The organism is Arthrobacter sp. JZ12, assembly GCF_035189165.1.
GTDB lineage: Bacteria > Actinomycetota > Actinomycetes > Actinomycetales > Micrococcaceae > Arthrobacter_D.
In genome coordinates this window covers 2,150,151-2,173,070 of the sequence record NZ_CP045246.1, presented here as the reverse complement: position 1 = coordinate 2,173,070, position 22,920 = coordinate 2,150,151, and the positions used below count along the sequence as shown (strand labels likewise).

The window sequence follows — 22,920 nt, the reverse complement described above, 5'->3', positions numbered from 1 at the left end:
TCAGGCAGGGCATCTCACATCATGTGCCCTGCCTGAGTGGTGCTTTCGGTGGTGAGGCCTTCGCCTGAAGCCGCCGAGCCGGTTGCTGTACTACCGGTAGGCACTTCTCCCCATTGTGGACGTTCGCCAGCCCCCGATATGGTTTCGGCATCATCCAACAACTCCTGGGGGACTCTTGAAATTCATTGCCAAGGCGGCTGCTGCTCTCACGTTGGCCGGCGGCCTGGTGCTAAGTGCCGGCGTACCCGCTAACGCGGTGGTCCGCTACTACACGATGACCAACGCCTTCAACACGTACACAGGCTGCGTAAGCCAGTTCAACTACACGAAGACCCGCATCAATGCCAGCCCGACAATGCAGGTCGTACGGTCAACGCCTTGCGCGAAGGACAAGTGGGGGACCAACGCCTACCGGTACTACATCACGTACGCCTACAACATGTGATGACTCATCACTGGCAGAGGGAAGCTCTGGGATGGTCGGGGGCTTCCCTTTTCAGTGCGTAGGCTCGGACGTATGAGCTCGCTATCCGACCTGCTGAACGACTCCAACACGGAGCAGCTCTCTGCCCGCCGCATCACCGCCATCGCCGCTGCCAAGGGCATCGAGGTCTCAAACACCTCGATCTCGAAGTATTTGCGCGCTGTACCGGAGGAACCCAGCGAGAAGATCCTGAAGGCCTTCTCGATCGCCCTCGACATCCCGATGACAAAGCTCAGGGAAGCCGCCGGGCTGCCCGCGGGGGAGATGGAGCCGTTCGTCCTGCCGGAGTCGGCGAACCGGTTGAACACCCGCCAACGCGAGCTCGTCCTCCACACGGTCCGGGTCCTCCTGAATGAGGAGTGATCGCGCAACCGCGTGCGGGCTTTACTTTCAGCAGTTGCAGGCTGCACCTAGTGGCAGTGCCAGTTGAGCATCTGGCCGTGTGGCCACCCATAAGCGACACAGGTGGGTGGAACGTATTTACTGGTGCACCTGAAGCCTCGAGGGCAGTGGTATCAGCGCGACATCGCCTCCATCAGCCGGATCGTCTTCCGGACAACTACCGACACTGTCCTACTATGTTCGAGGCGCTCAACAGTTCCAAGGCCGACTTCGCTGGGCAGCCATCTCCTGCTGGGTGATCCCGTGTCTATTGCGGACCTTGCCATCAGGAGGCGGCGCCCTCTTGGTGAGCGCGTAGAGCGTCAATGAGCGGAGTCGCTCCCTCCAGTCGGTATAGGTCGATGGGCCGGCCACGAAGGTGAATGTTCTGGCCTACTAGCCAGAGACGAGCCTGCGCCGGCGTGAGTGCAGTCAGCAGCTGATCCACCAGCTGATCTATCTCGGCTAGTTGAAGGCGTACCGCTTCGCTCGGTGTGTCTTGTCCGTTGGCCCAGCGGCCTGGGGAGCCCGCGGCCACACCGAGTAGCGCAGCAAGGTTATCGCTACCGATTGCTTTCACCAGCCGCTGGGTCACTGGGTCCGCACCGCCATCGGCTACACGCTGCTTCGCCATGGTTATAAGTTATCCTTCTTGAGCTCACGAGCGCAGGAGTCAGTGTCGAAGAGTCGCGCAGGACAAGCCAACATGGGGGACCAATGAGCGAGGTACATCCGATTCTGTCCAAGGACGGGTTCGAGGACGCGGTGGAATATGTAAGCAGCTACTTCCATGACGTCGGGAAGTCCGGCCGGAAGTACTACGCCGGCGCCTACTTTGACACTTGGGCCGGCGGCGGGAATAGCGCCACAGCCAATGAGCTGACCGGTGACGACTTCGTCGCAGTGTCGATGCTCAGTGTGGAAGTGCCTGGCAAAGCTGCGGCGGGACTGGCTGAGAAGGCCTTCGAGGTCCGCGGGTTATTGGCTGCGCTGCCCGTAGGCCTGGATTTCACCGAACTCAGCCGTGAGCAGTTCGACCGCTACCTCGGCAAGGGCAGTCCGGGCTGGAGGCTCTGGCACGTCCTACGGTCGGCGAAATCCGAGCGCTGGGGCATTGGTGAAACTACCGCAAGCAAGATCCTTGCCCGAAAGAGACCAGCTCTGATCCCCATCTATGACTCCGAAGTCGGACCTCAGATGGGGCTGCAGGACTCCGACAAACAATGGGAACGCTGGCACCAGGTGTTCCAGGACGACGTCGAGCTGGCCGGGCGCCTTGACCGGATCGGCAAGGCAGCCAGCGTTCCGCACATCTCCCGGTTGCGGATCATGGACGTCGCACTTTGGCGTTATGCGAAGGATGAACATCCCGTGCCGAGTCCGGTGTAGTTGGAAAGATAGCAGCGGGGTTCCGAAGGCCTTCTAAGCGCCCGTCGTCTCGCAGGACTGTCCGGAGGTCCCTGGGATTTCGCGGTTGGTAGGCTGGGTCCACGACAGCATCGGGGGACGCTATGCAGGCGCACAGTAAGTTGTTCATGATCGGCGGCGCAATTTTCATCGTGGGCTTCCTTCTCTTGGCTTCGGGGATCTCTGCCTATGCAGCCGCGCACTCTGATGGCGCCGAGCCTCAGCTGTGGTCCGGCTTGTTGCTGGCCGTTGGTGGAGTGCTCACACTCTCAAGTGCCGGGATCCTCATCCGGAGCCTCCTCCTGCAGCGCAGAGCCAGCGAAACCGTGCAGACGTGGGACTCACGGGATGATCCCGATGTGACACGCTCCCGTCCGGCTGCTTTCGGGGACCGGCCAAAGTGGATGGACAGGCCCGTGAACCACATGGGCGACAACTACGGCCACAAGCGGGATTGACGATCGTGCGACGTCACCTGCCCCCGGCTCATAGGCTGCTCAAACTGCCGGTACTCTCCGGCATATGGCTCGGAAAGGACACGCTATGAGCGCAGAAGCGGTGCACGGACAAACCGTAGTGAAGCCCCAGCGCCGAATCCGACGCTCCACCGTCCTCATTCTCGGAGTGGTCGTCATCCCTGCCGTGCTGGGGCTGGCCTTGAACAGTTATGGGCCGCTCACGGTGGACAGCGCGCTACGAATGGCCGCTGCCGCGGTGGCCGGACAGACGATCGCCATCCTGAGCGCCATCGCCGCCGTCATCCTCACCATCAAGCGGCGTCAAAACCTCGCAGTGATCATAATCATCGCGGTACTGATTATTGGCAACGCACTCAACACCATGGGTGCAGCAGGGGAGTCCCTCATCTCCTGGCTCGACCTCATCGCAGAAGTCGACAGAAGGCACGGGCAGTAGTCACACCCTGTTGGCCGCCCGCTCGACGTCAAGGATCAGCGGCATATGGTCACTGTACGGTAGCCAGTCCTCCTGCCGGCCAACCACAAGGCTCGCCTGCGTTCCTTCGCTGAGGAACGCGTAGTCGATGTGGTGGCCGAAGTGCAGCTTCTTCGTGTGGAAGTAGGTCTTCACCACTTCGGCCCCGTGCGGCACATCTTCCTGCCGGTGATGGACGCTGTGCAGGCCCATGCCGGCGAGCTTGTCGACCAGCATCGAGTGGCTCTGCCCGGGGTGTTCCCTGTCCCAGGCGGTATTGCTGTTGAAGTCGCCGATCAGAAGCGACGGCTGGTGCTGGAGGAACTCGGCGTGCCGGTCCACGATCTCGTGGGTGACCCGGACGTAGCGCAGCTGGCGGGTGTGGACGTGGGCCCAGAGCGCGATGATATTTATGCCATCGACGCTGAAGGGGACATGCCAGGGCAGCAACCGACCCGCGGGGAATTCCTCGTAGGTCCGGTCGGTGAACCCGAGGACGCCGAGCCCCTTGTTCGGGTTGGAGCCCACCCAGGACTTGAACGGCACATCGGACTCCGTGATGGCCTTCATCGAGACCTCGGGCAGGATCGCCACATCCGGCTGCAGCGCTTCAACCAGGTGCCGCTTCTTGGCGAAGCCCATGGCACAGTTCCACGAAATGATACGCATGGATAAATCGGCGGCTACCGCTTTGCCAGTTCAACAATCCACGGTGCGGTCGTGACCCCGCGCTTCCGGTCGGCAACAACTCGCGCGCGGGCGGCGGCCACCCTCTCGTTCTTGCTTACGAAGCGACCTGACACGGTTGAGCGACTCACGGTCCTGCCTTTGGCGAGACCGGAAACGCGCTTCTGTTCGTCAGCCACGTGCCCTCCTTTACGGTTAATCATTCGCCAGATCCCGGCGGTTGTCGAGGCTCGTCCTCGTCACCCTCAAGTAAGCCTGCGTCCAGAGCGCGCTCGGTGGCTGCAGCAATCACGTCGCCTTCGTGTTCGTCGGCCCATTCGCTTTCACCGAGGGCTTCGAGCACGCGAAAGCCGATGGCCCGGGTCTCACTGTCCTCGCTGAGGGTCAGGTTGAGCGCCCATTGTGCGCGGGACCACCATTGCGCCTTCCGCTCCGCCTGCTCGCGTTGGATTCGGTCGTCGAGGGCGTTCTTGCGTTGCACGGACGCGCTGCGGCGGGACGCTGCATATGCAATCACGGCAGCAAGCAGCGCGGCGGCGCCACCGAAGCCGGGGGACTGCAACCACTCCAGAAACCAGTCCATCGGAGGCTCAAGCCGCTCCAGCCAGCGCCGCTGCCTGTAGTCGTGGGAAGTCGTCCGGGTACATGCTCGCCAGGTCTTTGATCTTTGGGGCGTAGGCGCTGTTGTGCCAGAGAAAGCACACCGTCCGTGGCCAACCGCCGAGGTGCATTTCAATGATGCTCTGGCGGGGGTCCACCCGGCCGGTGAGCTTGTTGTCACGGCCGAAGGACGGGTACTGCTCGGCAACCTCCGGATAAGCCCGCAGGAAGCGGTCACGGGCCTGCGTGCCAACCACGATGACGAGGTTCGCCGGAGATCCAGCCAGCACCCGGTTCATATGCATGGAGCTGCAGCGGTCGGCCGCCTCTTTGACGCCTTCCTCGCTGCCGGACTTGCAGTGAACGACTTCGGTCATGGCGACGTTCTCGTACCAAGGGCGGCCCGTTCCGACCAGTGCCTCGGTTTGCTGCTTCACCCAGGTCCAGTACTTCTCGACCGCGCCGCGGGATTCCCCGTCCACCTTCAGATGCTGCAGGCGCTCGTTCACCCAGCCGCGTTCACTATCGAAGCGGTTGAGCATGAAGTCGGCGATGTGGGCATCGTCCCAGTCGGCGGTGGGGTACATCTCGGCCTGCCGCTTGTAGCTTGCGCGCGCGTCCGGCACGCCAGCGCTGATGGCCGGGTTAGAGGACAGGAACACCACCTTGGCGGTCTCCAGCTTGCCTGCCCAGGCCTCGGGCACCTGAAACGGGCCCTCGTACTGGTCCTGGGAGTGCACCACCTTGTGACACGGGTGGGCAGAGTCGCTAGCCGCCAGCGGCACCTCAGGGCAGCGGGCCACGCTCAAGGCAAGTTCAGCAAGATGTACCGGCACAGTTCCCCCAGTTCGGTTGACGATGTGGTGAGCATACCGGCCTTGGGGCGCAACAGTGGTTGCTGGGTTGAAGCCCGGCAGCGCTAGGGCGAACTTGCCGAAGGCCCACGAGATGAACGCTACAACCATGCGCACCATCTACGGCTTCGCGCCCGAGGGTCCGGCCACGACGCGGGCCGACCTGCAGCAGGAGACGCTGGCGGCGCTGTCGCTCTACATCAGCCGGCACACCTGGACGCAGCTGACCACCGATCAGAAGGCATGCCTCGCCGACGCCATCGACAAGGACCGTGAGAAGGAGCCTGAGTTCCTGGCGCCTTTTGAGCGCTGGTGGCGGGACTAGGACACAAACGGGCAACGACTCGTTCGCATTACTCCCCTGGGGGTGACATTGCAACGTCGGCAAGTGCAGGCTGGTGAGAGGCGATGTTTATATGGGGGATTTCAATGACGAATACTTCGCACTCTGGCAGGGGATTCCGCTCCGTCGCACCCAGCCGGGTGCTTCGCACCACAGCAATGATCGGCGGGCTCGGAGTCGTTGTGGCCGTTGCTGTTCATCTGGTCTGGCGAAACTTTGGCAGCGACGACTTCGCTCGCTCTGCGGAGCTCGGTGGTCTCTTCCTCTACTGGTGGGCCTTCGGGGCGGTTGTGGGATCCACATGCTTCGTGTTTGCACTGAGATCGACGAGGCCAGCTCCGCTACTGGATCTCATCGGAGTCTTCGCGATCGCCTCTACCGTAGGCGTCGCGGTTGCGTCCACCGATTTCTCCACCGGACGTATCGGGCCTGTCACGCTGACTGTGCCGTTGCTGTTTCCGGTTGCCCACTTCCTCCGCGTGAGGTGGCAGGCGGTAGGCCGGCGGGAAACCGCCGCGTTGAAAGGGGGTGAGCGGTCGTGAGCGGTAGGCGTTTACGCGGCGTCGCGGTGATACCCCTCCTGGCAGCCGGTCTTTTTTAGCCGGCTGTTCGAGCGTGGTTCAGGCTGGTAGTGGAAGTCTGCCGGCGTTTGACTCGATCGATGACGCATACGACGCGGTCGACCGTGTCTTGCAGTGCGAGAAGGAACCTATTGGCGAACCGATCGTCCCGATGGGAGACGGAACCCCTCTCACTAGTGATCAATGGCTTTGTTCGGAGCATGTCCAGGTCGACCTCTACGCTGACGAGGAAGCTTTGCAGTAGAGCTTCGACATGTGGGCCGATTCCCATTAAGGCAAAGTGCAGGTCGCGCACGGGGTGAACTGGTTGGTCGTGGACGTCACCGAAGCGGCGACCGGAGAAACTAGCTCCTGGGAGATTCGCCGTATCCTCGAGGAACTTGGCGGCGAATACACGGTGGCAGGATGATAGCCAGTTGGTGGCGAGACTAAACCAGCTAGGGTTTTCCCATGCCAGAACCGCGTTTCCTGAAACTTGATGACGTTTGCGACGAACTGAGCATCTCCAATTCCCAGGCGTACGCTTTGGTGCGCTCCGGAGACCTGCCAGCCATCCAGGTCGGCGGCCGCGGCCAATGGCGTGTGGAGCGCTCCAAGCTGGAGGAGTACATCCAGCGGATGTACGAGGAGGCTTCCCGGAATGTGAACAGGATGCTTGAGCCGAAGGACGATGACGTCGGACATCAGTGACTGGCCGCCGGCGCGCTCTGAATCCGAATGGGTCCTGTTCTACCTGCGCGGCCTGGGTATCGCCCACATCGCCCGGCTCTGCAGGGTCCCCGAGGCTGCCGTCCGGAGGGTCATCAGATCCAGGGAGGCGGCTGATTCCGGGGTGATGGGGCGGCGGCTCATACTGCACGACCGACCCAGGCCGGCCGCGCAGCCGAAGGATGCGTGCGACCGCGAATGGGATAAGCGCTACACGGCCCTCTTCCGGTTCGTCGCCACCCAAGGCCGCTTCCCGCGACAACTCGGCGGACCCGTCGAACGGAGCATGCAGCGGTGGCTCTACAACCAGCGCCTCAAGCTGGCCGCGGGAGAGCTGGATACGCGGCGGGAGGGACTGCTCGACGCACTAGGGGATTGGCGTTGACGGCGATGGGCGCCCTTGGCTCCGCCAACCGTTGCGCTATTGCCAACCAAGAGGGGGTGGTCGGATAATTTCCGAAGAACCTGTGGTGGTCCCGTTTGAGGAGTCGACATGGGGCTTCGTGAAGCAGTCCTGCAGCAGCTGTCAGCCCTCGAGCGGCGAGGGCGCAGACTGCAGCCGAAACCCGTTCCTCGATGCCTGTGGTTCTATGACGCTCCACGGGGTTGGACTCGGCTGAGGGAGCTGGACCGGCTAACTGCAGGAGAGTCGTTCGACCCCACAGTGGTCTCTGACACCCTGGCTCCAGAACGGGCGAAGCCCGCTTACATCACGAGCCTGGGAGCTGTACTCGGGCAAATCGGTAGATTGGACCCAGCCGGCCGCATGCGCATGCTGGATTCGCTGACCAGCCATGCGTCCTCTGCCGGCAACCTGTCCGGGCTGCACGGCCCACTCGTGTCCCTCATGATTACAGCTGAAGCTGTTGGGGATACGACTCGATTCAAAAGTGCTGCCGATCTGCTCACAGAGCATGGCGGAGAAATGCCGTCCGGTTCAGCTCCGCCCCTGGGCGTCCCCTATCTGGATGCTCCGGCTAGCTCGGTCGGGTTCCTGCCTCGAACGGCGATGGAAGCTGTAGCTCAGGCAGCCCAACAGGCACCATTGCTCGGAGGGCCAGGGCCTACCTTCCAGATGGCTACCAAATCTTCGTCCGCTGATCCGGCTCTAGCTGGGATGGATGAGGAAGACGTGGATCTGGCCTGTCGGGTTGTGGGAGGGGTGGTCGGCACGGCGGCGTCCGGCGGGGTTGCCTTGGCCGCCTCGGCCGGTGCACCAGCCACAGGCGGAGCATCCCTGGTGCTGTGGCTCGCTGAAGCTCAAGTCGGATTCTTCGCGGGCTGGTTCGCGGAGGAGGTTTGCAATGCGATATTCGATGACGAGCGGCCGACGGCCGAAAAGGATGAGGGCTCAGGCACTCAGGATGGCGGCAATCGCTCGGGTGGAGACACAGCAGGAGACTCAACCTACCCGAACCCGGAAGACACCGGTCACGACGAGATTGACTTGGCGGTTGCAGCGGCAACGTTGTCCGTTCTCACCAACTGGCGTACACAGACCTCCCCGCTGCTGGATCAATACAGCGGCGCCTACGGGCCCTTGAAGATTCCGCCTGCGGTGATGGCAGGCTACTGGCAGGAGCCCCCAGGCGGATGGAACACGCCGGCACTCGGAGAGGAAGCCATTCAAGCCAAACTGGCGCAACGAATTCAACCCGTCCCGCCGGAAGTCGCAGACGGCGCCCACGTCACTGTGTTCGCACAAGCGTCCCCCGGGCTGGCAGCATTTGGTGCGCAGACCGGCCCAGGAGGTTTACGACGACTTCAGCACGGATACGGTGCACTGCTGGATAGTCGAGGCCTCGCCCCGCGCCGAGCCATGCGGGATCACTCATCCACCGCCGGGAGACACACCCTTCGGCGGGTTCAGGACGCAATATTTAGCAGGTTCGGGCGGTAAGGCGCGGGCCATCACTCGTCGAGGGCCGGTGGTATTCACTGCCGTCGTCTTACGCGAGGTCCGCCAGCCACCGCTAGACGGCAGTAAGGGCGTAGCGGATCTTGAGCCCGAGCTCGGCTTCCTTTCCGTCGATCTCAGTCGTCTGCAGGGCCGCCTCCCAGGGTCCGCCATGCACCCAGGTCATGTGGGGGCCCGCCCCTCTCAGCGTCACAGTCAGGTGATGAGTCGACGGATGATTCTTGAAGCCTCTTCGAGGGACGGATGTGTCAGCGTAAGCGGCTCGGGCGAACCGTCGACGGCCAGCCCCGATATGTCCCACAGTCCGAAGCTCGCCCAGCGGGGCTCGTAATAGGACCACCAGGAAACTCCGGAGTAGTCGCCGGTATCGTACATTTCGCGCGCCCACCGTTGCGTGGATGCGTTGAGCGACGGGTCCCCAGGGCCGCCTGGAGGAAGCGGTGGCTGTTCTTTTTGCGGTCGGAGGACAGCGTGGAGGTGCACCTGGACTTTGTCATCGACTGCAAGCTTTTGCGTGTCTGGATCCAGGAATGGCAAAGGGCTGATGATCCTCCGGAGGAAATCTCCCTCATTACGAGGTTCTATCCGAAGTTTGCAGTAGAGCAGATTGACCGTCTCCTCGGACGCCGCGCCCACCAGTATTGGGATCGCGGATGGCTACTGTTCTGCCCTGCCTGTTTGGACGAGGGATGCGGCGGTGTGACAGCAGACATTTCTCGTGCGGATGGAAAGGTTTACTGGTCCGGTATCGGCTGGGATGACTCCCTCACCCCAGACACCTACCGAATAGAGGACGCCGTGGACTTCGTCTTCGACGAGGAGGACTACGAACGAGTCATGTTGGAAGCACGGAAGTGGGCCGGAGCTCCCGCAAATGCAGAGCTGATGTCATCGAACGAGCGAGGCCGCCTGGAGGAAGAGTGGCCGCCGGCCCGGTCCGAGAATGAATGGCTGCTCTTCTACCTGGGTGGGCTCAACGTCACCCAGATTGCCCGCCTCTGCGGGATCAACGATGAAGCCGTCCGGCACAGCATCCGCCAGCGCGAGGCCCTCGACCCGACCATCTCCGCGCGCCGGCTGATCCTCCACGACCGGCCGAGGCGTGGAGAGCCACGGAAGGTTGGCCGGGACCGTGACTGGGACAGGTGGTACGCCGCCGCCTTCCGGTTCATCGCCCAGCACGGTCGCTTCCCTAGGCAACTTGGCGGACCAGCCGAGAAGGGCATGCAGCGCTGGCTGTACAGGCAGCGACTCAAGCTGGGTGCTGGCGAACTGGATCAAAGGCAGGTGAGGCTGCTCGACGCGCTGGGGGAGTGGCGCTGATGGAGCCCAATGAGGAGTCAGGTGGAGCTAAGAGATGTGTGTGAAGCCGTTCCAGCCCGAGCCGATCTTCGCCCGTGGTTTCCATCCGCCGGATCCGTTGCCGGGGTACAGGTAGAGTGCGCCGTACTTGTCGCGGGCGACGAGGTCCATCGTGCCGTCACCGTTGAAGTCACCGGCAGCGCTGATGCTGGTAAATCCCAGCCACCCTGAACCGATTTTTGTTCGTGGTTTCCATCCGCCGGATCCGTTGCCGGGATACAGGTAGAGTGCGCCGTACTTGTCGCGGGCGATCACGTCGACGTATTGGTCGCCGTTAAAGTCACCTGGGCCGACCATGGCCGTAAATCCATGCCAGCCGGAGCCGATCTTCGCTCGTGCCTTCCATCCGCCGGATCCGTTGCCGGGGTACAGGTAGAGGGCGCCGGCCTTGTCTCGGGCCACCACATCGGAGTACCCATCGCCGTTGAAATCCCCGGGGGCGACAATGGTGAACCCCTCCCAGCCAATGCCAACCGGGGACCCGGAGTAACTGGAGACCAGAAACATCTCTGAGCCGTACACGGCAAAGTAGTCGTAGAACCCGCTATCGCCGTCGAAATTGCCTGGCCTGAGGAGGGCGGTGGGCTCCAGATCGTCGAAGCGAACTGTCTTGCGGGCACCCCAGCCCCCAGAACCGTTGCCAGGGTAGATGTATATGCCGCGATTGTCGCCAACGAGTACGTCCGACTTTTTATCGCCGGTGAAATCCATGAAAGAACGCGTATCGAAGGTGACTGGAGTGAGCGCGGACAAAACGGTCGCGGTGATGTAGAGGGCTTTGCTGTACCGGACACGGACGGACATGCGGTGCCCGCTGTCGGCCTGGGTGACTTGATAGGTGGGGCTCCTACTCCAGTCGGTGACCTTAGCGCCGCTGCGGTACCACTCATATTCGACGCGCTCGGGGGCCGGGGTCGTCGAGGCGGGGACGGCGGTGAGGACCTGACCGGGCAGGACAGTGCCCTTGATGGTGGGGGCAGTAAGCCCGGCGAATACGCCCTTGATGAGCGGTGCGGCAGAATCCTTGCTGCGGTAGTACGTGCTCTTGTACTCCGGGGCGGAGGTGGTGATCTGCACGGTAATCCGGCTGCCGACGTTACGGGCTGTGGTGGTGAACGTTGGCCCGGTTTCTCCGTGGAGCCAGCCCCAATACGAATCAATCCACTGGTACTGGTAGGTCAGCCCGGGAGGTGCGCCGCCGGGCGGTGGGGCCGTCGTCGCGTGTAGCACCGTTCCGGCGGGAGCCGTGGTGGCGTCACCGCCGGTCCAGGTGATGACTGGGGACGAGGTCAGGTATCCACGGAACGCGGTGCCATAGGATCTCGTGTAGGTTTCGGTTTGGTAATCCGGGGCGGAGAGGGAGAACGTACTGGTGAGTTCGGCGCCCATGTCATCTTCTGTGGGCGTGTAGGACGCACCATCAGCGCCCGGGATTGGGATACCGTTCCTCGACCAGACGAAGGTCGGTTGCGGGGCGCTGGCTAAAGCAGGTCGGGTAGACACTTGGCCGGCATCGATGGAAATACTCTTCCCCAAGATAGCCTCAGCCGATGAATACGACGCCTGTGGAGAGATGGATCCCAGAACGGGTGCAGTCTCTCCGGAGACGTACACGACGGGATCCGCACCGAACTCTTTCATGGTGACGCGAACCGAGAGACGGTGCCCGAAATGCGCTTCTGTCACTGTCAGAGAATTACTGGCCTCGGGATCTCCCCGGAACTCGCCGTCCACCAGCCACTGGTGGCTTATCCGCTCCCACCGCTTCGTCTGGTCTACGTCGACGTAGAGCTGCAACCGTTGCCCCACGACGGGATCGCTACCGAACCACATGGCTGGCGCCGACGAAGTCTCACTGGCCGGCGGCGGGTCCTCGTTAGTGGCCGTGGCGGGGGCAACCGGCGAGAAGAAGATGAGCGTCGTCAAGGCGGCGCAGAATACTGCGATGGCCCGATGCCGGCGCCCGGGCAGGCTTGAATCTGTGTTCACGTGCGTGTCCCCTGATCAGCGTGGGACTACCGCAGTCGCACGTTATACCGCTGAAGATATAGCACCGCGGCTCGCTCCGCCATCTCGCGAGGCGCAGGTTTTTCACAAGTTTTTCAGCCCGGCCTATGCACCCGGAGATAGCAGGGAGCCCACGCCTGCGATCGGTGGTGTGGGCTCCGCTGGATATTGGAAAGAGACAGCCCGGTCAGGCCTTGGTGATGGTGAGCTTCACTGCGGCGCGCTTGTCGGCCCACTTGATCAACGCGGCCTTCTCCGTCTTGTCGACGGTCATAGACCCCAACGCTGAACGAATCGGGCAGAATCGCCTGCTAACCGGTGGGCACCATCGTGTGCACTGATCGGGCGAAAGACGTGTACTTGCCCGTGAGGCGACGACGCGGCAGTTCGCGACTGTGACGGGGTGAGTGATGACGCGCCTTAGGAGAGACCGCGCTTCAGCATCATTGAAGGGGCTTGGCAGCCAGGTCCTTCACCCACTGAGGTGTTTCGTTGCCAAGCTTGCGGTCGGTCGTTACCCGCAAACGTGCTGCGAGGATTCGGACCTGTTCGTCCACATCTTCCGGCGGAGGTGCCGGAAGGGGGGTGTTCGCCAAATTCTTCACCCACTGAGGTGTTTCCTTGCCTAGCCTGGAGTCGGTCGTTAGTCGTAACCGCGCAGCCATGATTCGGACTTGCTCGTCCTCCCGCCCGTTTGCCCGCTCATCTCGTGCGCCGTGCCGGCCTACGCGGGGCGCTTCACCTTGAGGTGTCATGACGACCATGCCGCAGCGTCAATCGCGGCGAGCTGAAGGACTGGCTCTACGTCGCCTTCGTTCCGAAGCCAGTCTGTCACCGTCTTGCCGCCCAGTTCTTCGGGAATGGCGGTCTGCAGCCATAGCGCCCAGGTCCAACCATCGTTGATTCCGGTCGCGAGCACCCTGAGGACGGAGGATAGTCCCGGCAGGATTTCGCCGTCACCTCGGAACTGCCAAGCCGGGTAGATGAACTCGCCGTCAGCGGTAGAGCAAGCGAGGATCATTTGCTTTTCGCGCCGCGCCTGAATTTGATGATGCGTGAGATTTAACCAGGTGGCCAGTCCGTCCAGGTCGTAAAAAGGGCCGACCTTCTCAACCAATGCGTTGCTGCGCTGCCCAGTCATAGTTCTTCAAGCCGAATCTCGGTGGGCATCCACGGTAGACGGGTAGCTCGGTGCGGTAGCTTCTCAGGGATAGGCTCGTCTTTCCAGACTTCGATGCTCACCGCTGGGGTAGTGTGGCGAACTGTCTCTACGCCATCGTTTCTAATCTGCAAGGTGAACACAACCTCCTCGCCGAGCTGCACTCCGGAGAACGCGAGGACGGGGATCGGTGTGCCGTCCTTTCTGAGGTCATATACAGGTACATGCTGGTAGTCGGACGTGGGCGCGAGGATCTGCGCATAGCGCGTGAGGAAAGAGCCCGCGGCTGACGCCTGCAAGCGGTAGATCGTCCCGCTGGCTGTGCGGATCTGCCAGTCCCCGTGCTCTGTTGCATGAACCTGCTCGATCATGCGACTAGCGTACGGCGCAGAGTGCCAAAACAAGCCTGTCAACAGAGATGTATTTCCTTCCGAGCGCAGTTCCACAAAATTCACAGGATTCACAAGACTCACAAGACTCACAAGACTCACCGCCGTTCACACGTTCACTCCGAACACTGTGAGGGCTACATGATGTGGTCTTGTGAGAACGAAGAATGCAGTAAGTATGGTGAGTTCGACTGTGTGGCCACTTGCTGGTTGTCGCCCCGGTTGTCTGCGATTGTCTGCGATTGTCTGCGCGAACCCAAGCCACTTGTCCAGGTATGCACCACCCGTACCGCTTGTTCCGACCCGATTCGAGGGAATTGGAACGATGTTCGATCGTTGCTGGTGAGAGGCGTTGCAACGGTCCCACCCAGTCCTCAAGGACTTGTAAGACAGCTGACGTGAGACGACATATGAGACAGTTTGGCCCGGCGTGTTCAGTGTCTTGGGGGAGGAAGTTCCGTAGGTCCGCCAATCTCTAGCTCGTGAGACGGTCCCTCCCTTCGGTCTTCATGCTGCGGTACTTAGCCCAGCCGTTGCACGAGAACAAGATTCTCGCGAGACCTTGATTCCTGGTATTCCGTCTTAGCTCGACTGAACGTGCATTGGCCCTTTTAGAGTGTTTCGCCCATGGCGAGGAACACCTCTGCACCCTTGTTGAGTGTGACCGCTTGTTCCTCGGATGAGAGGTACAGGCTTTGGCCCTGTGCTATGTCGTGTGAAGCCTTCGTGGTGCGCACCCGAGCTTCGCCGGAAAGACAGATGGCGATGGTTGGTCCGGTGAGGACGATCCTGGTTTCGGCCGATCCGTCAGCCCGGATGAGTTGGAAACCGACGTTGTCTGGTCGGTAGGCATATACACCACTGCCCAACGGGACGGGCTCGAGTTTGCTATCGTTCGTCGGCTTGTAGTCGACGATGCTAATCAGTTCGGCTGCGTCGACGTGTTTGGTCGTGAGTCCGCCTCTTAGTACGTTGTCCGATGCACCCATCAGCTCAACTCCTACGCCGTGTAGGTAGGCATGGATGTTGCCAGCTGGCAGGAAAAGCGCTTCTCCGCGTTGCAGGGTGACGCGGTTCAGTAGGAGAGCGAGCAGCAGACCCCTGTCTTGCGCGTATTTGGAGGCAAGCAGCCGGGTAGTGGAATCCGGTTCCTGGGCGTGGGCGGCGTCAAGCAAAGCCGCCAGTGGTTCCTCGACTTCTGCGCTGTCGGCGAGGAGTATCCATTCGACAGCGGGTTTCAGACCTTTCGCCAGGAGCCTTATCAGCGGTGCCAGGGCGGTGGTGGTTCTGTCGTCGAAGGAGGTGAGGTCTGCAATTGTTTCTTTCGCGGATCGAAACCCGGCCAGTGCATGGAATTGGTTGCTGATCGCCACGATGATTTCCGGTTTCGCAGCGTTGTCCTTGTAGTTTCGCGCTGGGCTGTTGAGTGGGACGCCCTCCCTGTTTTCTCGTTCGAATCCCTCCTGTGCTTGTTCCTTGTTCGGGTGGACCTGCAGCGATAGCGGGCTTTCGGCGGCGAGGATCTTGAGCAGGAAGGGAAGCTTTCCCGCGGTTGCGGGGTCGTGCCGGGTCAGCCATTCGGAGAGTAGGGCGTCGCCGTCATCGGATCGATCTACAACGCGCGTCGGGGAACCGTCGTGTGTGCCCAACCAGAGTTCTGCCTCGGGTAGTCCGGACGGCTTTCTTCCTAAGATTTGGGAGAGGGCTGTCAGTGAGCCCCAGTTGTAGTTCAGCGGCTCGTTGGCGATGGGGATCAGCATGTCGTTGACCTAGTCCTTGATAGCGGTTCCTGGGGACAAGTCCTGGCACTGGGGCTGGCGCTTTTTCCGTGCCTAGCCAATCTGGGTATCCCGTAGACGGGTGGTGCTGTGAGGACGCGTACGTCGTGGATTCCTGCGTTGTCCAGACTCGCTCGGAAGGATGACTGGAGGATGATGCTGTGTTCTGCCACCCCTCCGCCGATAACTACCGGGCCTGGCATGCGCAGTTGGTCGGCTGCTTCAGCAGCGAGTTCACCGAGGTCTTGACCGGCTTGGACGAGGATTTCGAGGCTGCGTCGGTGCCCCTTGGCTGCGCAGGAGATAACTTGTCTGGCCAGGCCGGCGATGAGATGTCTTCCGCCGTTTCTGGCGTGACATAGAGCGATCATTTGGTTGGGATTGTGCAGGCGGTGTTGGGCGAGGATTTGCGTGGTCAGCTCGTCGGGAGGGTGGCCCTCATTCATCCGTCGAAGGCTCCATCGGATAGCTTCGCGTCCGATCCAGTAGCCGCTTCCTTCGTCGCCGAGCAGATAGCCCCATCCGCCCCGACGGACCTGCTGCCCCGCATGGTTCAGACCCCATACAGCGGACCCGGTTCCAGCGATGACGGCGATGCCTGTGTCGGTTCCTCCTGCTGCCAGTATGAGCCGTGAGTCATGGACGACCGTGATGTTCGCGCCGTGGCTGTATGGGCGGATCAATTCGGTCAGCGCCTGAGCGTCCTCGGGAGTGTCGATGCCTCCTGCTCCTACCCATACTGAGTCGATGTCCGAGGTTGCCAAGAGGTTGAAGACCTGTGCGAGATTCTTCGAGGCCTCTTCCCGGGTGGTGTTCTGTACGTTTGCGCTGCCTGCGAATGCTTCGTTGACTGCTGTGCTGCCGTCGAATTTCACGGCGTGGGTTTTGGTCCCTCCGATGTCCAGACCGATCATGTAGGTCATGGCAGCGGCTTCTCCTTGGCTGAGTAGGTGAAGTCGGAGAAGTCGGCGGTGAAGCCTTCTCCTGTGTGGTCGTCCACCCGGATGCCGACGAAGCAGCCTGTGAATCGGAGTTTGTCTCCGTGGTCGTCGGAAAGGATCTTTCCGTCGCAATCCAGTCCGATCGGCTTGCGGTCATCGGAGTCTTGGGTGCTCCAGAAGAACCGTAGGTCGCCTTCGCGGAGCTCGGCGTGGAGACGGACCGGGCCCTGGCCGAGGAGGACAGGGTCAGCGACGTAGCGGAGTGTGTCTTGGTCCCGCATCAGCAGGCGAAGGGTGTATGAGCCGCGCTCGTTCCACTGCTGTCCAGCTGGGTCTTCACCTGGCGGTTCTATCCAGGTCAGCTGCAGGAAGAACCATGCGCTGGTGTTGTAGTGGAAGGTCAGTCCCGCTGCTTGGGTGAACGTTCGAGGTTCGGCGTCAAGCAGCACGCTCGCGCTGAGGTTGTGCTCGGTCACCCGGCGGGCGATCAGGCTTTGCTCGAAGAGCGAGTCGGGGCTGTCTGCGCCAGTCAATCTGAGCCAGCCGGGTCGGGAAGAGGTATCTGCCCACTCCGGGGATATGGTGCGGCGTAGTGAGCTCCAAGGCCAGGTGAGGGCGGTGAGGTCCGCGTCTAGTGCCGCGTCATGGCACGCTTGTGTCGGTTCGTCGCTGCCTAGCGAAGTGATTTCGAGTTGGGGGTGCCAACCGCCTGCGGCAAGCCGTAGCCAGCCCTCGTCATTCCAGTAAACCTCCTGGATGCACGTTTCGCGGCCGAGGATGGACTGGGGCCCGGTCGGTGATTCAAGCCACCGACTGGCCAGGTGCACGAGGTACCAGCGTCCGTCCGCGGTTTGGACCAGTTCGCCATGGCCGGCTTTTTGCAGAGGATGGGCCGGGTCGTCCCGGGTGGTCAGTAGGGCGTGCTGCGGATCGGGTTCGTACGGGCCAAGGACTGAGCGGGAACGCATCATGGCGATTCCGTGTCGTGGCCCTGTTCCGCCTTCGGCGAGCATGAGGTGGAACCAGCCGTCGTGGTAGTAAAGGTTGGGACCCTCGATCAGCATTTCGCGCTGATGGATGAGGTTGGGGGTGCCGATGACGTCGGTGCCGTCGCGGTTGAGTTGTTGCAGGGTGATACCGGCGAAGCTGTTGTGTCCAGGTCGCGGGTCCCACTGCATGTTGAGCAACCAGTGTTTGCCGTCATGGTGGAAGATCGAGGGGTCGAAGCCGTGTCCGGGCACCCGGGTCGGTTGGCGCCAGGGGCCGGCGATGTCCTCGGAGGTGGTCACGAAGGTTCGAAGTTCCTTGGCGCCGTTTCCCATTCGATAGATGACGCTGAAGGTGAGCCAGAAGAGGCCCTCCGAGAAGCTGAGGGAGGGCGCCCAGATTCCACCGGAATCCGGCACACCGGTCAAGGTCAGCCCGAGGTCAGGACCGTCAAGGCATCCTGCGTATTCCCAGGTCACCAAGTCCTTGGAACGGTGGATAGGGATCCGCGGATACCACTCGAACGAGCTGTTGGCTAGATAGTAGGTGTCTTCGCGTTTCAGGATGGAAGGATCCGGTGCGAAGCCTCGGATCATCGGGTTGCTGATCATAGGAGTTCTTCGGCGGCGAAGCGCTCCCCGCGGGCGAACCTTTTCAGCTCTTCGACAAGGTGCTCTCCCATGCGACCGAGCTCTCCACTGACCGATCCGGCGATATGTGGCGTGAGAAGGACGTTGGGCAGTTCATAGAGGGGATGAGCCGGGGGCAGGGGGTCCGGCGTGGAAACGTCCAGTACCGCGCTGATGCGATTGGCCTGAAGTACGTCCAGCAGTGCGTCCTGGTCGATCAGTTCACCGCGGGCGGTGTTGATCAGTGTCGCCCCGGGCTTCATTCCCCCCAACAGTTCAGCAGAGATCAGTCCTTCGGTGCTGGGAAGCAGCGGGGCGTGGATACTAACGATGTCGCTGATGGCCATGAGTTCCTCGAGGGACACTTTCCGTGCGTTCATCAGCCCGGCTTCGGGTGCTGTGACATAGGGGTCGTAGAGGACGATGTCCAAGTCGAACGGGGCGAGCAGTTCCATGACCCGGCGGCCGATGCGAGAGGCACCGACGATGCCTACTGTGCGCCGGAAGTTTCCGGCCTCCGGGAAGGTTGCTTCGCGGTCGATTCGCTCCTGGCGTGCCCGGTATTCCCGCACCGCTTGGAAGAACCGCTTGTTCGCCAGCAGGATCATGCCGAGCGTGTACTCGGCGACGGGTAGGGAGTTTGCGTCACCGGCGTTGGTCAACCGAATCCCGCGGGCACGAAGACCAGGGGTGGTGATGTCGCTGGCTCGGCCGCCGGCGTGCAGGATGGCCTGCAGGTTGGGCGCATAATCAAGCAATGTTTCATCCAGTCGTGGACAACCCCAGCCGGTGATGATGACTTCGGCATCGCGCAGTGCTGTCCGTGCGCTTTCGGATTCCCAGTGGCTTAGGACCTCGTCGGCCTGCAGTGTGAGCGTCCCGCGCAGGAGGCTAAGGTCCTCGCCGAACAGGTAGTGGGCCAGTACGGGGGGATCCATGACGAGCACACCACGCGGGGCCGTCAGTGTCTTGGCTCGTTGGGTGGGCACTGCGGACTCCCACGACGACGCCGTCGTGGTGAGGTGCTGAGCCTGCTCGCCAACACTCGTCACGGCTTGATCTAGTGCAGATCCAGTGACAGCGAGTACAGGGTCGGAACTGGTCATGGTGCGGTTCCTTAGTTGGGGAAATGAATTTTTTCGCTGCTATTGAAACTAGTTACATTGTGTCGTAGAGTCAAGGGAATCGCTCAAACCGCAAGGAAGTCACTAGCGGTTCCGAGGGACGACAAACTCACTTATAACGAGGCGATCCGCTGGGACAATGAGCCCCAGATTTCTTTAGGAGACGTAGTGAAATACGCAAAGACGCGTTGGTGGGCCGCTGGGCTCGCCGGCACCCTGGCCCTTTCCATGGCTGGCTGCTCCGCCGGTGGTGGAACGGCCACACCGGCCCAGGAAGCTCCAACTGCCTTCGAGGGCGAGCCGGTCACGATTCAGTACTGGGGCAGCAAGCCGCAGCTGGAGCCTGTTGTCGAGCTCTTCAACGAACAGCAAGACACCATCACCGTCGAGTTCACCGAGCAGGCCGGCGACATGGAATTGGCGACCGCACTGCGCAACGCTCACGCAGCGGGTAACGCGCCCTGTGTCTTCGACACGCAGACAGAGCAGCTTACTTCGTTCGTGTCCGATGAGATCGCATCCGACGTCACTGAGGTTGCAACGCCTTATCAGGCCGATTACTCAGAGCACGCCTGGAATGCTGTAACCCTGGGTGAGCAAACCTTCGGTCTTCCGGCAGCTAGCATCCCCGCATTCATGCTCTTCAATTCACGTGTCTTCGAGGAAGCTGGCCTGGAGTACCCGACCACGTGGGAAGAGTTCATCGAGGCAGGCAAGGTCCTGAACGAGAACGGTTCGAAGATCTACAACCTGGCTCCTGAGGACTACACCACCTTTGTCTACCTTGCCTGGCAGGCCGGCGCGCAGTGGTGGCAGCTGGAAGGCGACAGCTGGAAGGTCGACGTCGACAGCGAAGCTACGTCCCGTGCCGCGGACACCATTCAGCAGATGATCGATAATGAGATCGTCGAAAGCATTTCCTACGCCGAGTACGCAGCCATGATGCAGGAATACAACGACGGCGCAATCGCCTCCCGGCAGCTGTCCACCTGGCAGACCGCCGGCATGCAGAACAACCTGACCTCCGGACTGGGAGAGTGGGAAGCTGCCCCCAACCCGACCTTCGAGGGCGAGGACCCTGCAAACGTGTCCTTCACCCGGGTGTACGGCATCGAGACCCAGTGTGAGGATCCCGAGGCTGCAGCGTTCTTCGCCAACTGGATGGCCACCGATGAGGAGGCAGTCGCCCTCCTGGCCAACCAGATCGAGGGTGCCGGCTGGTTCCCCGCCGTCGCGGACCCTGCTCCGTTCATCGACGAAACTGAACCCACAAAACTCCTCGGTGATCACACGGATTCATGGGAGCCGACGGTGCAGAACGCTGTAGAGACGCAGAAGGGTGATTGGACCTACGGCCCGAACACCGCTGCAGCATTCGAAGTTCTGGCCGACCAGTGGGGCAAGGCCGTCGCCGGCGAGATCAAGGTCGCCGACATCGCGCCATTCATGCAGGACTGGATCGTCAAGGACCTCGAACAAAGCGGCATCTCCGTCACGGAGTAAAGCCTTAGCTCGGCGGTGTGTTCAGTAAAGCACACCGCCGAGCTACCAAACAGAACAAGGATTCATCCGGGGTGAGATCATCCCGGCAGTTGCGAAGGAGCAAGTATGTTCAGCGAAACACTCGGCGGCGAAAGGCCCATAAGCCGCGGAGGGGCGGTCGCGCGATGAGCAAGCAGACCGTTCGCGACCGGCCGGCTGACCTCAGCTCACACCGGCCGGCAAGAGCACCACGGAAGGAACCGGTGGCTCGGAACCGGAAGCGCGGACTCAGTTGGAACCGAGCACGAGGGCTCAAAGGTTTTCTCTTCACCGCACCCTTCTTCGCCGGGTTCCTGGCCGTCTTCGCACTCCCGTTCATCTACGCGCTGGTGCAGAGCTTCTACTCAGAACGCAAATCCGGCGCGGGTCTAGGCGGAGCAGTCACCGAGTTCGTCGGAGCGGACAATTTCGTTCGCGGTATCGCAGACCCGGTTTTCTGGGACTCCATGCTGCGGGTGACCATTTTCGCCCTCGTCCAGATCCCACTGATGCTCATCTTGTCCCTGGTGATGGCATTGCTGCTGGACGCCATGCACGGCCGCAAGGTCGCCTTCTTCCGGATGGGACTTCTCATCCCCTACATGATCCCAGGCATCGTCGCCGCGCTGATCTGGCTCTACCTCTACTCGCCACGGCTCGGCCCGCTTACCCAGGCCGGGGAGGCTCTCGGCGCGGACCTCAACTTCTTCTCACCGGACCTCCTGTTCCTGTCCATCGGCAACCTGCTGACATGGTGCGGCATCGGCTTCAACATGCTTATCATCTATAGCTCCCTGCGTTCTGTGCCCAGGGAATTGTTCGAAGCCGCCCGCCTAGACGGAGCCTCCGAACTGCGCATCGCCCTGTCCATCAAGGTGCCATTCGTGCGGTCAGCTCTCGTACTGACCGGGATGCTTTCGATTATCGGCATGCTGCAAATCTTCAATGAGCCGCTGATCTTCCGTGTCAGTTCGCCGGAAACGGTCAGCTCGAACTTCACGCCCATCATGATGATCTTCAACCAGGCATTCACGGCCGGCAACTACAACTACGCCGCTGCCCTCTCCGTCATCCTCGCAATCGTCGTCGGCGCGGCGTCGGCGCTCTTCTACAAACTCACGAATAGGCCACAGGCATGACCCCGACAACAACCGCCACCCCGTTGAGCGGGACAGCCCTCGCAAGCAAAAAAATCAAGCGCCAGAGGCCAGCAGACGACGACCTGCCCGCAGGCGCGCAATCGAGCCGCGCCTCCCGACTGCTGGTCCTAGTCGGGCTGGTGCTGTTCCTCATTTACTCGGTTGCACCGGTCTGGTGGTTGATCGTCTCAGCGACGAAAAACCAGCAAGACATGATCAGCACCAGCGGATTGCTGTTCGCCGAATTCAATCTGTTCGAGAACCTGCGCCAGATTTTCGAGTACCAGAACGGCGTATTCATCACCTGGACTCTCAACTCCCTGCTCTACGCAGGCGTTGGCTCGCTGGTCGGAACCATCATCGCGATCGCCGCCGGCTACGGGCTGGCCCGCTTCGAATTCCCCGGCAAGCGGCTCTCCCTGGCACTGGTCATCGGCTCATTCCTCATCCCCTACGCAATGCTCACCTTGCCCTTGTACCTCCTCTTCTCCGAAGTGGGACTGGTCAACACCGTGTGGGCGGTCCTCATCCCAACCTTCATATCGCCCTTCAGCGTGTACCTCGCCAAGGTCTACATCGAGGGAGCGATCCCGCCGGAACTGATCGAAGCAGCACGAATCGACGGTGCTGGTGAAGTAAGAATCTTCTTCCAGATCGTCGTCCGTATGCTGACCACCGCCGGCGCCACCATCTTCTTGCTGGCGTTCGTCGGCTCCTGGAACGGGTTCTTCCTGCCCCTGACCATGCTGCAGGGATCGGACAAGTGGACCATGTCCCTGGGTCTGTACAACTGGCTCGTGCAGAGCCAGACCAACGCAGCCAGCGAGTTCGACTTCACCGCTCTCGTAATCACCGGCTCGCTGCTGGCCGTGATCCCACTCGCTGTCTTCATGCTGGCCATGCAGAGGTTCTGGAAGTCTGGTGTGTCGCTCGGTGCGCTGAAGTAGCAATCCGTTCAAGCGAAAGCCGCCGTTCCTTACGCGGGGAA

General features: G+C 61.5%; 27 protein-coding genes. 14 read left to right on the top strand and 13 right to left on the bottom strand.

The window, feature by feature from the left end; translation table 11 throughout:
- Nucleotides 1-175: 175 nt before the first annotated feature.
- Together GC088_RS10080 and GC088_RS10075 are read left to right on the top strand one after the other, a co-directional pair.
- Nucleotides 176-445: a hypothetical protein gene (locus GC088_RS10080; RefSeq protein WP_323958877.1), complete on the top strand. Its 270-nt coding sequence runs from the start codon at nucleotides 176-178 to the stop codon at nucleotides 443-445.
- Nucleotides 446-517: 72 nt separating this feature from the next.
- Nucleotides 518-847, top strand: coding sequence for a hypothetical protein (locus GC088_RS10075; RefSeq protein ID WP_323958876.1), 330 nt, complete (start codon nucleotides 518-520; stop codon nucleotides 845-847).
- A 304-nt stretch (nucleotides 848-1,151) separates the two neighbouring features.
- Here the strand turns inward: GC088_RS10075 and GC088_RS10070 are convergent, their stop codons facing one another.
- A complete protein-coding gene (locus GC088_RS10070) occupies nucleotides 1,152-1,499 on the bottom strand; it encodes a hypothetical protein (protein WP_323958875.1) in 348 nt (115 codons plus the stop codon).
- 83 nt (nucleotides 1,500-1,582) lie between these two features.
- On the opposite strand from GC088_RS10070, the gene GC088_RS10065 reads away from it, so the two are divergent.
- From GC088_RS10065 to GC088_RS10055, 3 genes are all read left to right on the top strand, one after another.
- Nucleotides 1,583-2,254 carry a DUF6308 family protein gene (locus GC088_RS10065; protein WP_323958874.1) on the top strand — a complete coding sequence of 224 codons (672 nt, stop codon included), beginning with the start codon at nucleotides 1,583-1,585 and terminating at the stop codon, nucleotides 2,252-2,254.
- 122 nt (nucleotides 2,255-2,376) lie between these two features.
- The gene (locus tag GC088_RS10060; protein ID WP_323958873.1) at nucleotides 2,377-2,730 is read left to right on the top strand and encodes a hypothetical protein; all 354 of its coding nucleotides are present in this window, start codon (nucleotides 2,377-2,379) and stop codon (nucleotides 2,728-2,730) included.
- 85 nt (nucleotides 2,731-2,815) lie between these two features.
- Complete coding sequence (locus GC088_RS10055) at nucleotides 2,816-3,187, top strand: hypothetical protein (protein WP_323958872.1); 372 nt, start codon at nucleotides 2,816-2,818, stop codon at nucleotides 3,185-3,187.
- Here the strand turns inward: GC088_RS10055 and GC088_RS10050 are convergent, their stop codons facing one another.
- Genes GC088_RS10050 through GC088_RS10035 form a run of 4 tightly spaced genes read right to left on the bottom strand, consistent with a single transcriptional unit; the run spans nucleotide 3,188 to nucleotide 5,457 of the window.
- Nucleotides 3,188-3,874, bottom strand: a complete 687-nt coding sequence (locus tag GC088_RS10050) for an endonuclease/exonuclease/phosphatase family protein (RefSeq protein WP_323958871.1) — start codon at nucleotides 3,872-3,874, stop codon at nucleotides 3,188-3,190.
- Between the two features lie 14 nt (nucleotides 3,875-3,888).
- Complete coding sequence (locus GC088_RS10045) at nucleotides 3,889-4,071, bottom strand: hypothetical protein (RefSeq protein ID WP_323958870.1); 183 nt, start codon at nucleotides 4,069-4,071, stop codon at nucleotides 3,889-3,891.
- A gap of 20 nt (nucleotides 4,072-4,091) precedes the next feature.
- Nucleotides 4,092-4,475, bottom strand: coding sequence for a hypothetical protein (locus tag GC088_RS10040; protein WP_323958869.1), 384 nt, complete (start codon nucleotides 4,473-4,475; stop codon nucleotides 4,092-4,094).
- 7 nt (nucleotides 4,476-4,482) lie between these two features.
- A complete protein-coding gene (locus GC088_RS10035; protein ID WP_323958868.1) occupies nucleotides 4,483-5,457 on the bottom strand; it encodes a hypothetical protein in 975 nt (324 codons plus the stop codon).
- Between GC088_RS10035 and GC088_RS10030 the strand changes: the two genes are divergently transcribed.
- The 5 genes from GC088_RS10030 to GC088_RS10010 all read left to right on the top strand — a co-directional run bounded on the left by GC088_RS10030 (nucleotide 5,441) and on the right by GC088_RS10010 (nucleotide 8,878).
- The gene (locus GC088_RS10030; protein ID WP_323958867.1) at nucleotides 5,441-5,671 is read left to right on the top strand and encodes a hypothetical protein; all 231 of its coding nucleotides are present in this window, start codon (nucleotides 5,441-5,443) and stop codon (nucleotides 5,669-5,671) included. The two genes, GC088_RS10035 and GC088_RS10030, sit on opposite strands and share 17 nt — an antisense overlap.
- Before the next feature lie 104 nt (nucleotides 5,672-5,775).
- On the top strand, nucleotides 5,776-6,231 hold the full coding sequence (locus tag GC088_RS10025; protein ID WP_323958866.1) for a hypothetical protein: 456 nt from the start codon (nucleotides 5,776-5,778) through the stop codon (nucleotides 6,229-6,231).
- A 489-nt stretch (nucleotides 6,232-6,720) separates the two neighbouring features.
- On the top strand, nucleotides 6,721-6,960 hold the full coding sequence (locus GC088_RS10020; RefSeq protein WP_323958865.1) for a helix-turn-helix transcriptional regulator: 240 nt from the start codon (nucleotides 6,721-6,723) through the stop codon (nucleotides 6,958-6,960).
- Nucleotides 6,941-7,363, top strand: a complete 423-nt coding sequence (locus tag GC088_RS10015) for a helicase associated domain-containing protein (protein WP_323958864.1) — start codon at nucleotides 6,941-6,943, stop codon at nucleotides 7,361-7,363. Before GC088_RS10020 ends, GC088_RS10015 begins: the two co-directional genes overlap by 20 nt.
- Nucleotides 7,364-8,053: 690 nt before the next feature.
- The gene (locus GC088_RS10010) at nucleotides 8,054-8,878 is read left to right on the top strand and encodes a hypothetical protein (RefSeq protein ID WP_323958863.1); all 825 of its coding nucleotides are present in this window, start codon (nucleotides 8,054-8,056) and stop codon (nucleotides 8,876-8,878) included.
- Nucleotides 8,879-9,091: 213 nt separating this feature from the next.
- On the opposite strand, the gene GC088_RS10005 is transcribed toward GC088_RS10010, so the two are convergent.
- Nucleotides 9,092-9,271, bottom strand: coding sequence for a hypothetical protein (locus tag GC088_RS10005; protein WP_323958862.1), 180 nt, complete (start codon nucleotides 9,269-9,271; stop codon nucleotides 9,092-9,094).
- A gap of 96 nt (nucleotides 9,272-9,367) precedes the next feature.
- On the opposite strand from GC088_RS10005, the gene GC088_RS10000 reads away from it, so the two are divergent.
- Nucleotides 9,368-10,219: a helicase associated domain-containing protein gene (locus tag GC088_RS10000; protein WP_323958861.1), complete on the top strand. Its 852-nt coding sequence runs from the start codon at nucleotides 9,368-9,370 to the stop codon at nucleotides 10,217-10,219.
- A 27-nt stretch (nucleotides 10,220-10,246) separates the two neighbouring features.
- Here GC088_RS10000 and GC088_RS09995 read toward each other — a convergent pair whose 3' ends face one another.
- From GC088_RS09995 to GC088_RS09965, 7 genes are all read right to left on the bottom strand, one after another.
- Complete coding sequence (locus GC088_RS09995) at nucleotides 10,247-12,247, bottom strand: FG-GAP repeat domain-containing protein (RefSeq protein WP_323958860.1); 2,001 nt, start codon at nucleotides 12,245-12,247, stop codon at nucleotides 10,247-10,249.
- Nucleotides 12,248-13,016: 769 nt separating this feature from the next.
- Entirely contained in the window at nucleotides 13,017-13,406 is a 390-nt protein-coding gene (locus GC088_RS09990) for a hypothetical protein (protein WP_323958859.1), read from the bottom strand.
- Entirely contained in the window at nucleotides 13,403-13,795 is a 393-nt protein-coding gene (locus GC088_RS09985; protein ID WP_323958858.1) for a hypothetical protein, read from the bottom strand. Before GC088_RS09985 ends, GC088_RS09990 begins: the two co-directional genes overlap by 4 nt.
- Before the next feature lie 629 nt (nucleotides 13,796-14,424).
- Nucleotides 14,425-15,573: a mannose-6-phosphate isomerase, class I gene (gene manA, locus GC088_RS09980; protein WP_323958857.1), complete on the bottom strand. Its 1,149-nt coding sequence runs from the start codon at nucleotides 15,571-15,573 to the stop codon at nucleotides 14,425-14,427.
- The gene (locus tag GC088_RS09975; protein ID WP_323958856.1) at nucleotides 15,567-16,514 is read right to left on the bottom strand and encodes an N-acetylglucosamine kinase; all 948 of its coding nucleotides are present in this window, start codon (nucleotides 16,512-16,514) and stop codon (nucleotides 15,567-15,569) included. The genes manA and GC088_RS09975 overlap by 7 nt, the downstream gene beginning before the upstream one ends.
- The gene (locus GC088_RS09970; RefSeq protein ID WP_323958855.1) at nucleotides 16,511-18,130 is read right to left on the bottom strand and encodes a glycoside hydrolase family 43 protein; all 1,620 of its coding nucleotides are present in this window, start codon (nucleotides 18,128-18,130) and stop codon (nucleotides 16,511-16,513) included. Before GC088_RS09970 ends, GC088_RS09975 begins: the two co-directional genes overlap by 4 nt.
- Complete coding sequence (locus GC088_RS09965; RefSeq protein WP_323958854.1) at nucleotides 18,127-19,254, bottom strand: hydroxyacid dehydrogenase; 1,128 nt, start codon at nucleotides 19,252-19,254, stop codon at nucleotides 18,127-18,129. Before GC088_RS09965 ends, GC088_RS09970 begins: the two co-directional genes overlap by 4 nt.
- A gap of 186 nt (nucleotides 19,255-19,440) precedes the next feature.
- Between GC088_RS09965 and GC088_RS09960 the strand changes: the two genes are divergently transcribed.
- From GC088_RS09960 to GC088_RS09950, 3 genes are all read left to right on the top strand, one after another.
- On the top strand, nucleotides 19,441-20,775 hold the full coding sequence (locus GC088_RS09960) for an ABC transporter substrate-binding protein (RefSeq protein ID WP_323958853.1): 1,335 nt from the start codon (nucleotides 19,441-19,443) through the stop codon (nucleotides 20,773-20,775).
- A gap of 164 nt (nucleotides 20,776-20,939) precedes the next feature.
- Nucleotides 20,940-21,932 (top strand): carbohydrate ABC transporter permease, encoded by a 993-nt coding sequence (locus GC088_RS09955; RefSeq protein WP_323958852.1) that lies wholly within the window; start codon nucleotides 20,940-20,942, stop codon nucleotides 21,930-21,932.
- The gene (locus GC088_RS09950) at nucleotides 21,929-22,879 is read left to right on the top strand and encodes a carbohydrate ABC transporter permease (RefSeq protein WP_323958851.1); all 951 of its coding nucleotides are present in this window, start codon (nucleotides 21,929-21,931) and stop codon (nucleotides 22,877-22,879) included. Before GC088_RS09955 ends, GC088_RS09950 begins: the two co-directional genes overlap by 4 nt.
- Nucleotides 22,880-22,920: the final 41 nt, after the last annotated feature.

Excerpts from the sequence above, each read along its gene's own strand:
- GC088_RS10075 (WP_323958876.1), top strand. The coding sequence starts at position 518 with ATGAGCTCGCTATCCGACCTGCTGAACGACTCCAACACGGAGCAGCTC.
- GC088_RS10070 (WP_323958875.1), bottom strand. The coding sequence starts at position 1,499 with ATGGCGAAGCAGCGTGTAGCCGATGGCGGTGCGGACCCAGTGACCCAG.
- GC088_RS10065 (WP_323958874.1), top strand. The coding sequence starts at position 1,583 with ATGAGCGAGGTACATCCGATTCTGTCCAAGGACGGGTTCGAGGACGCG.
- GC088_RS10060 (WP_323958873.1), top strand. The coding sequence starts at position 2,377 with ATGCAGGCGCACAGTAAGTTGTTCATGATCGGCGGCGCAATTTTCATC.
- GC088_RS10055 (WP_323958872.1), top strand. The coding sequence starts at position 2,816 with ATGAGCGCAGAAGCGGTGCACGGACAAACCGTAGTGAAGCCCCAGCGC.
- GC088_RS10050 (WP_323958871.1), bottom strand. The coding sequence starts at position 3,874 with ATGCGTATCATTTCGTGGAACTGTGCCATGGGCTTCGCCAAGAAGCGG.
- GC088_RS10040 (WP_323958869.1), bottom strand. The coding sequence starts at position 4,475 with ATGGACTGGTTTCTGGAGTGGTTGCAGTCCCCCGGCTTCGGTGGCGCC.
- GC088_RS10030 (WP_323958867.1), top strand. The coding sequence starts at position 5,441 with ATGAACGCTACAACCATGCGCACCATCTACGGCTTCGCGCCCGAGGGT.
- GC088_RS10035 (WP_323958868.1), bottom strand. The coding sequence starts at position 5,457 with ATGGTTGTAGCGTTCATCTCGTGGGCCTTCGGCAAGTTCGCCCTAGCG.
- GC088_RS10025 (WP_323958866.1), top strand. The coding sequence starts at position 5,776 with ATGACGAATACTTCGCACTCTGGCAGGGGATTCCGCTCCGTCGCACCC.
- GC088_RS10020 (WP_323958865.1), top strand. The coding sequence starts at position 6,721 with ATGCCAGAACCGCGTTTCCTGAAACTTGATGACGTTTGCGACGAACTG.
- GC088_RS10015 (WP_323958864.1), top strand. The coding sequence starts at position 6,941 with ATGACGTCGGACATCAGTGACTGGCCGCCGGCGCGCTCTGAATCCGAA.
- GC088_RS10010 (WP_323958863.1), top strand. The coding sequence starts at position 8,054 with ATGGCTACCAAATCTTCGTCCGCTGATCCGGCTCTAGCTGGGATGGAT.
- GC088_RS10005 (WP_323958862.1), bottom strand. The coding sequence starts at position 9,271 with ATGTACGATACCGGCGACTACTCCGGAGTTTCCTGGTGGTCCTATTAC.
- GC088_RS09990 (WP_323958859.1), bottom strand. The coding sequence starts at position 13,406 with ATGACTGGGCAGCGCAGCAACGCATTGGTTGAGAAGGTCGGCCCTTTT.
- GC088_RS09985 (WP_323958858.1), bottom strand. The coding sequence starts at position 13,795 with ATGATCGAGCAGGTTCATGCAACAGAGCACGGGGACTGGCAGATCCGC.
- manA (WP_323958857.1), bottom strand. The coding sequence starts at position 15,573 with ATGCTGATCCCCATCGCCAACGAGCCGCTGAACTACAACTGGGGCTCA.
- GC088_RS09975 (WP_323958856.1), bottom strand. The coding sequence starts at position 16,514 with ATGACCTACATGATCGGTCTGGACATCGGAGGGACCAAAACCCACGCC.
- GC088_RS09970 (WP_323958855.1), bottom strand. The coding sequence starts at position 18,130 with ATGATCAGCAACCCGATGATCCGAGGCTTCGCACCGGATCCTTCCATC.
- GC088_RS09965 (WP_323958854.1), bottom strand. The coding sequence starts at position 19,254 with ATGACCAGTTCCGACCCTGTACTCGCTGTCACTGGATCTGCACTAGAT.
- GC088_RS09955 (WP_323958852.1), top strand. The coding sequence starts at position 20,940 with ATGAGCAAGCAGACCGTTCGCGACCGGCCGGCTGACCTCAGCTCACAC.
- GC088_RS09950 (WP_323958851.1), top strand. The coding sequence starts at position 21,929 with ATGACCCCGACAACAACCGCCACCCCGTTGAGCGGGACAGCCCTCGCA.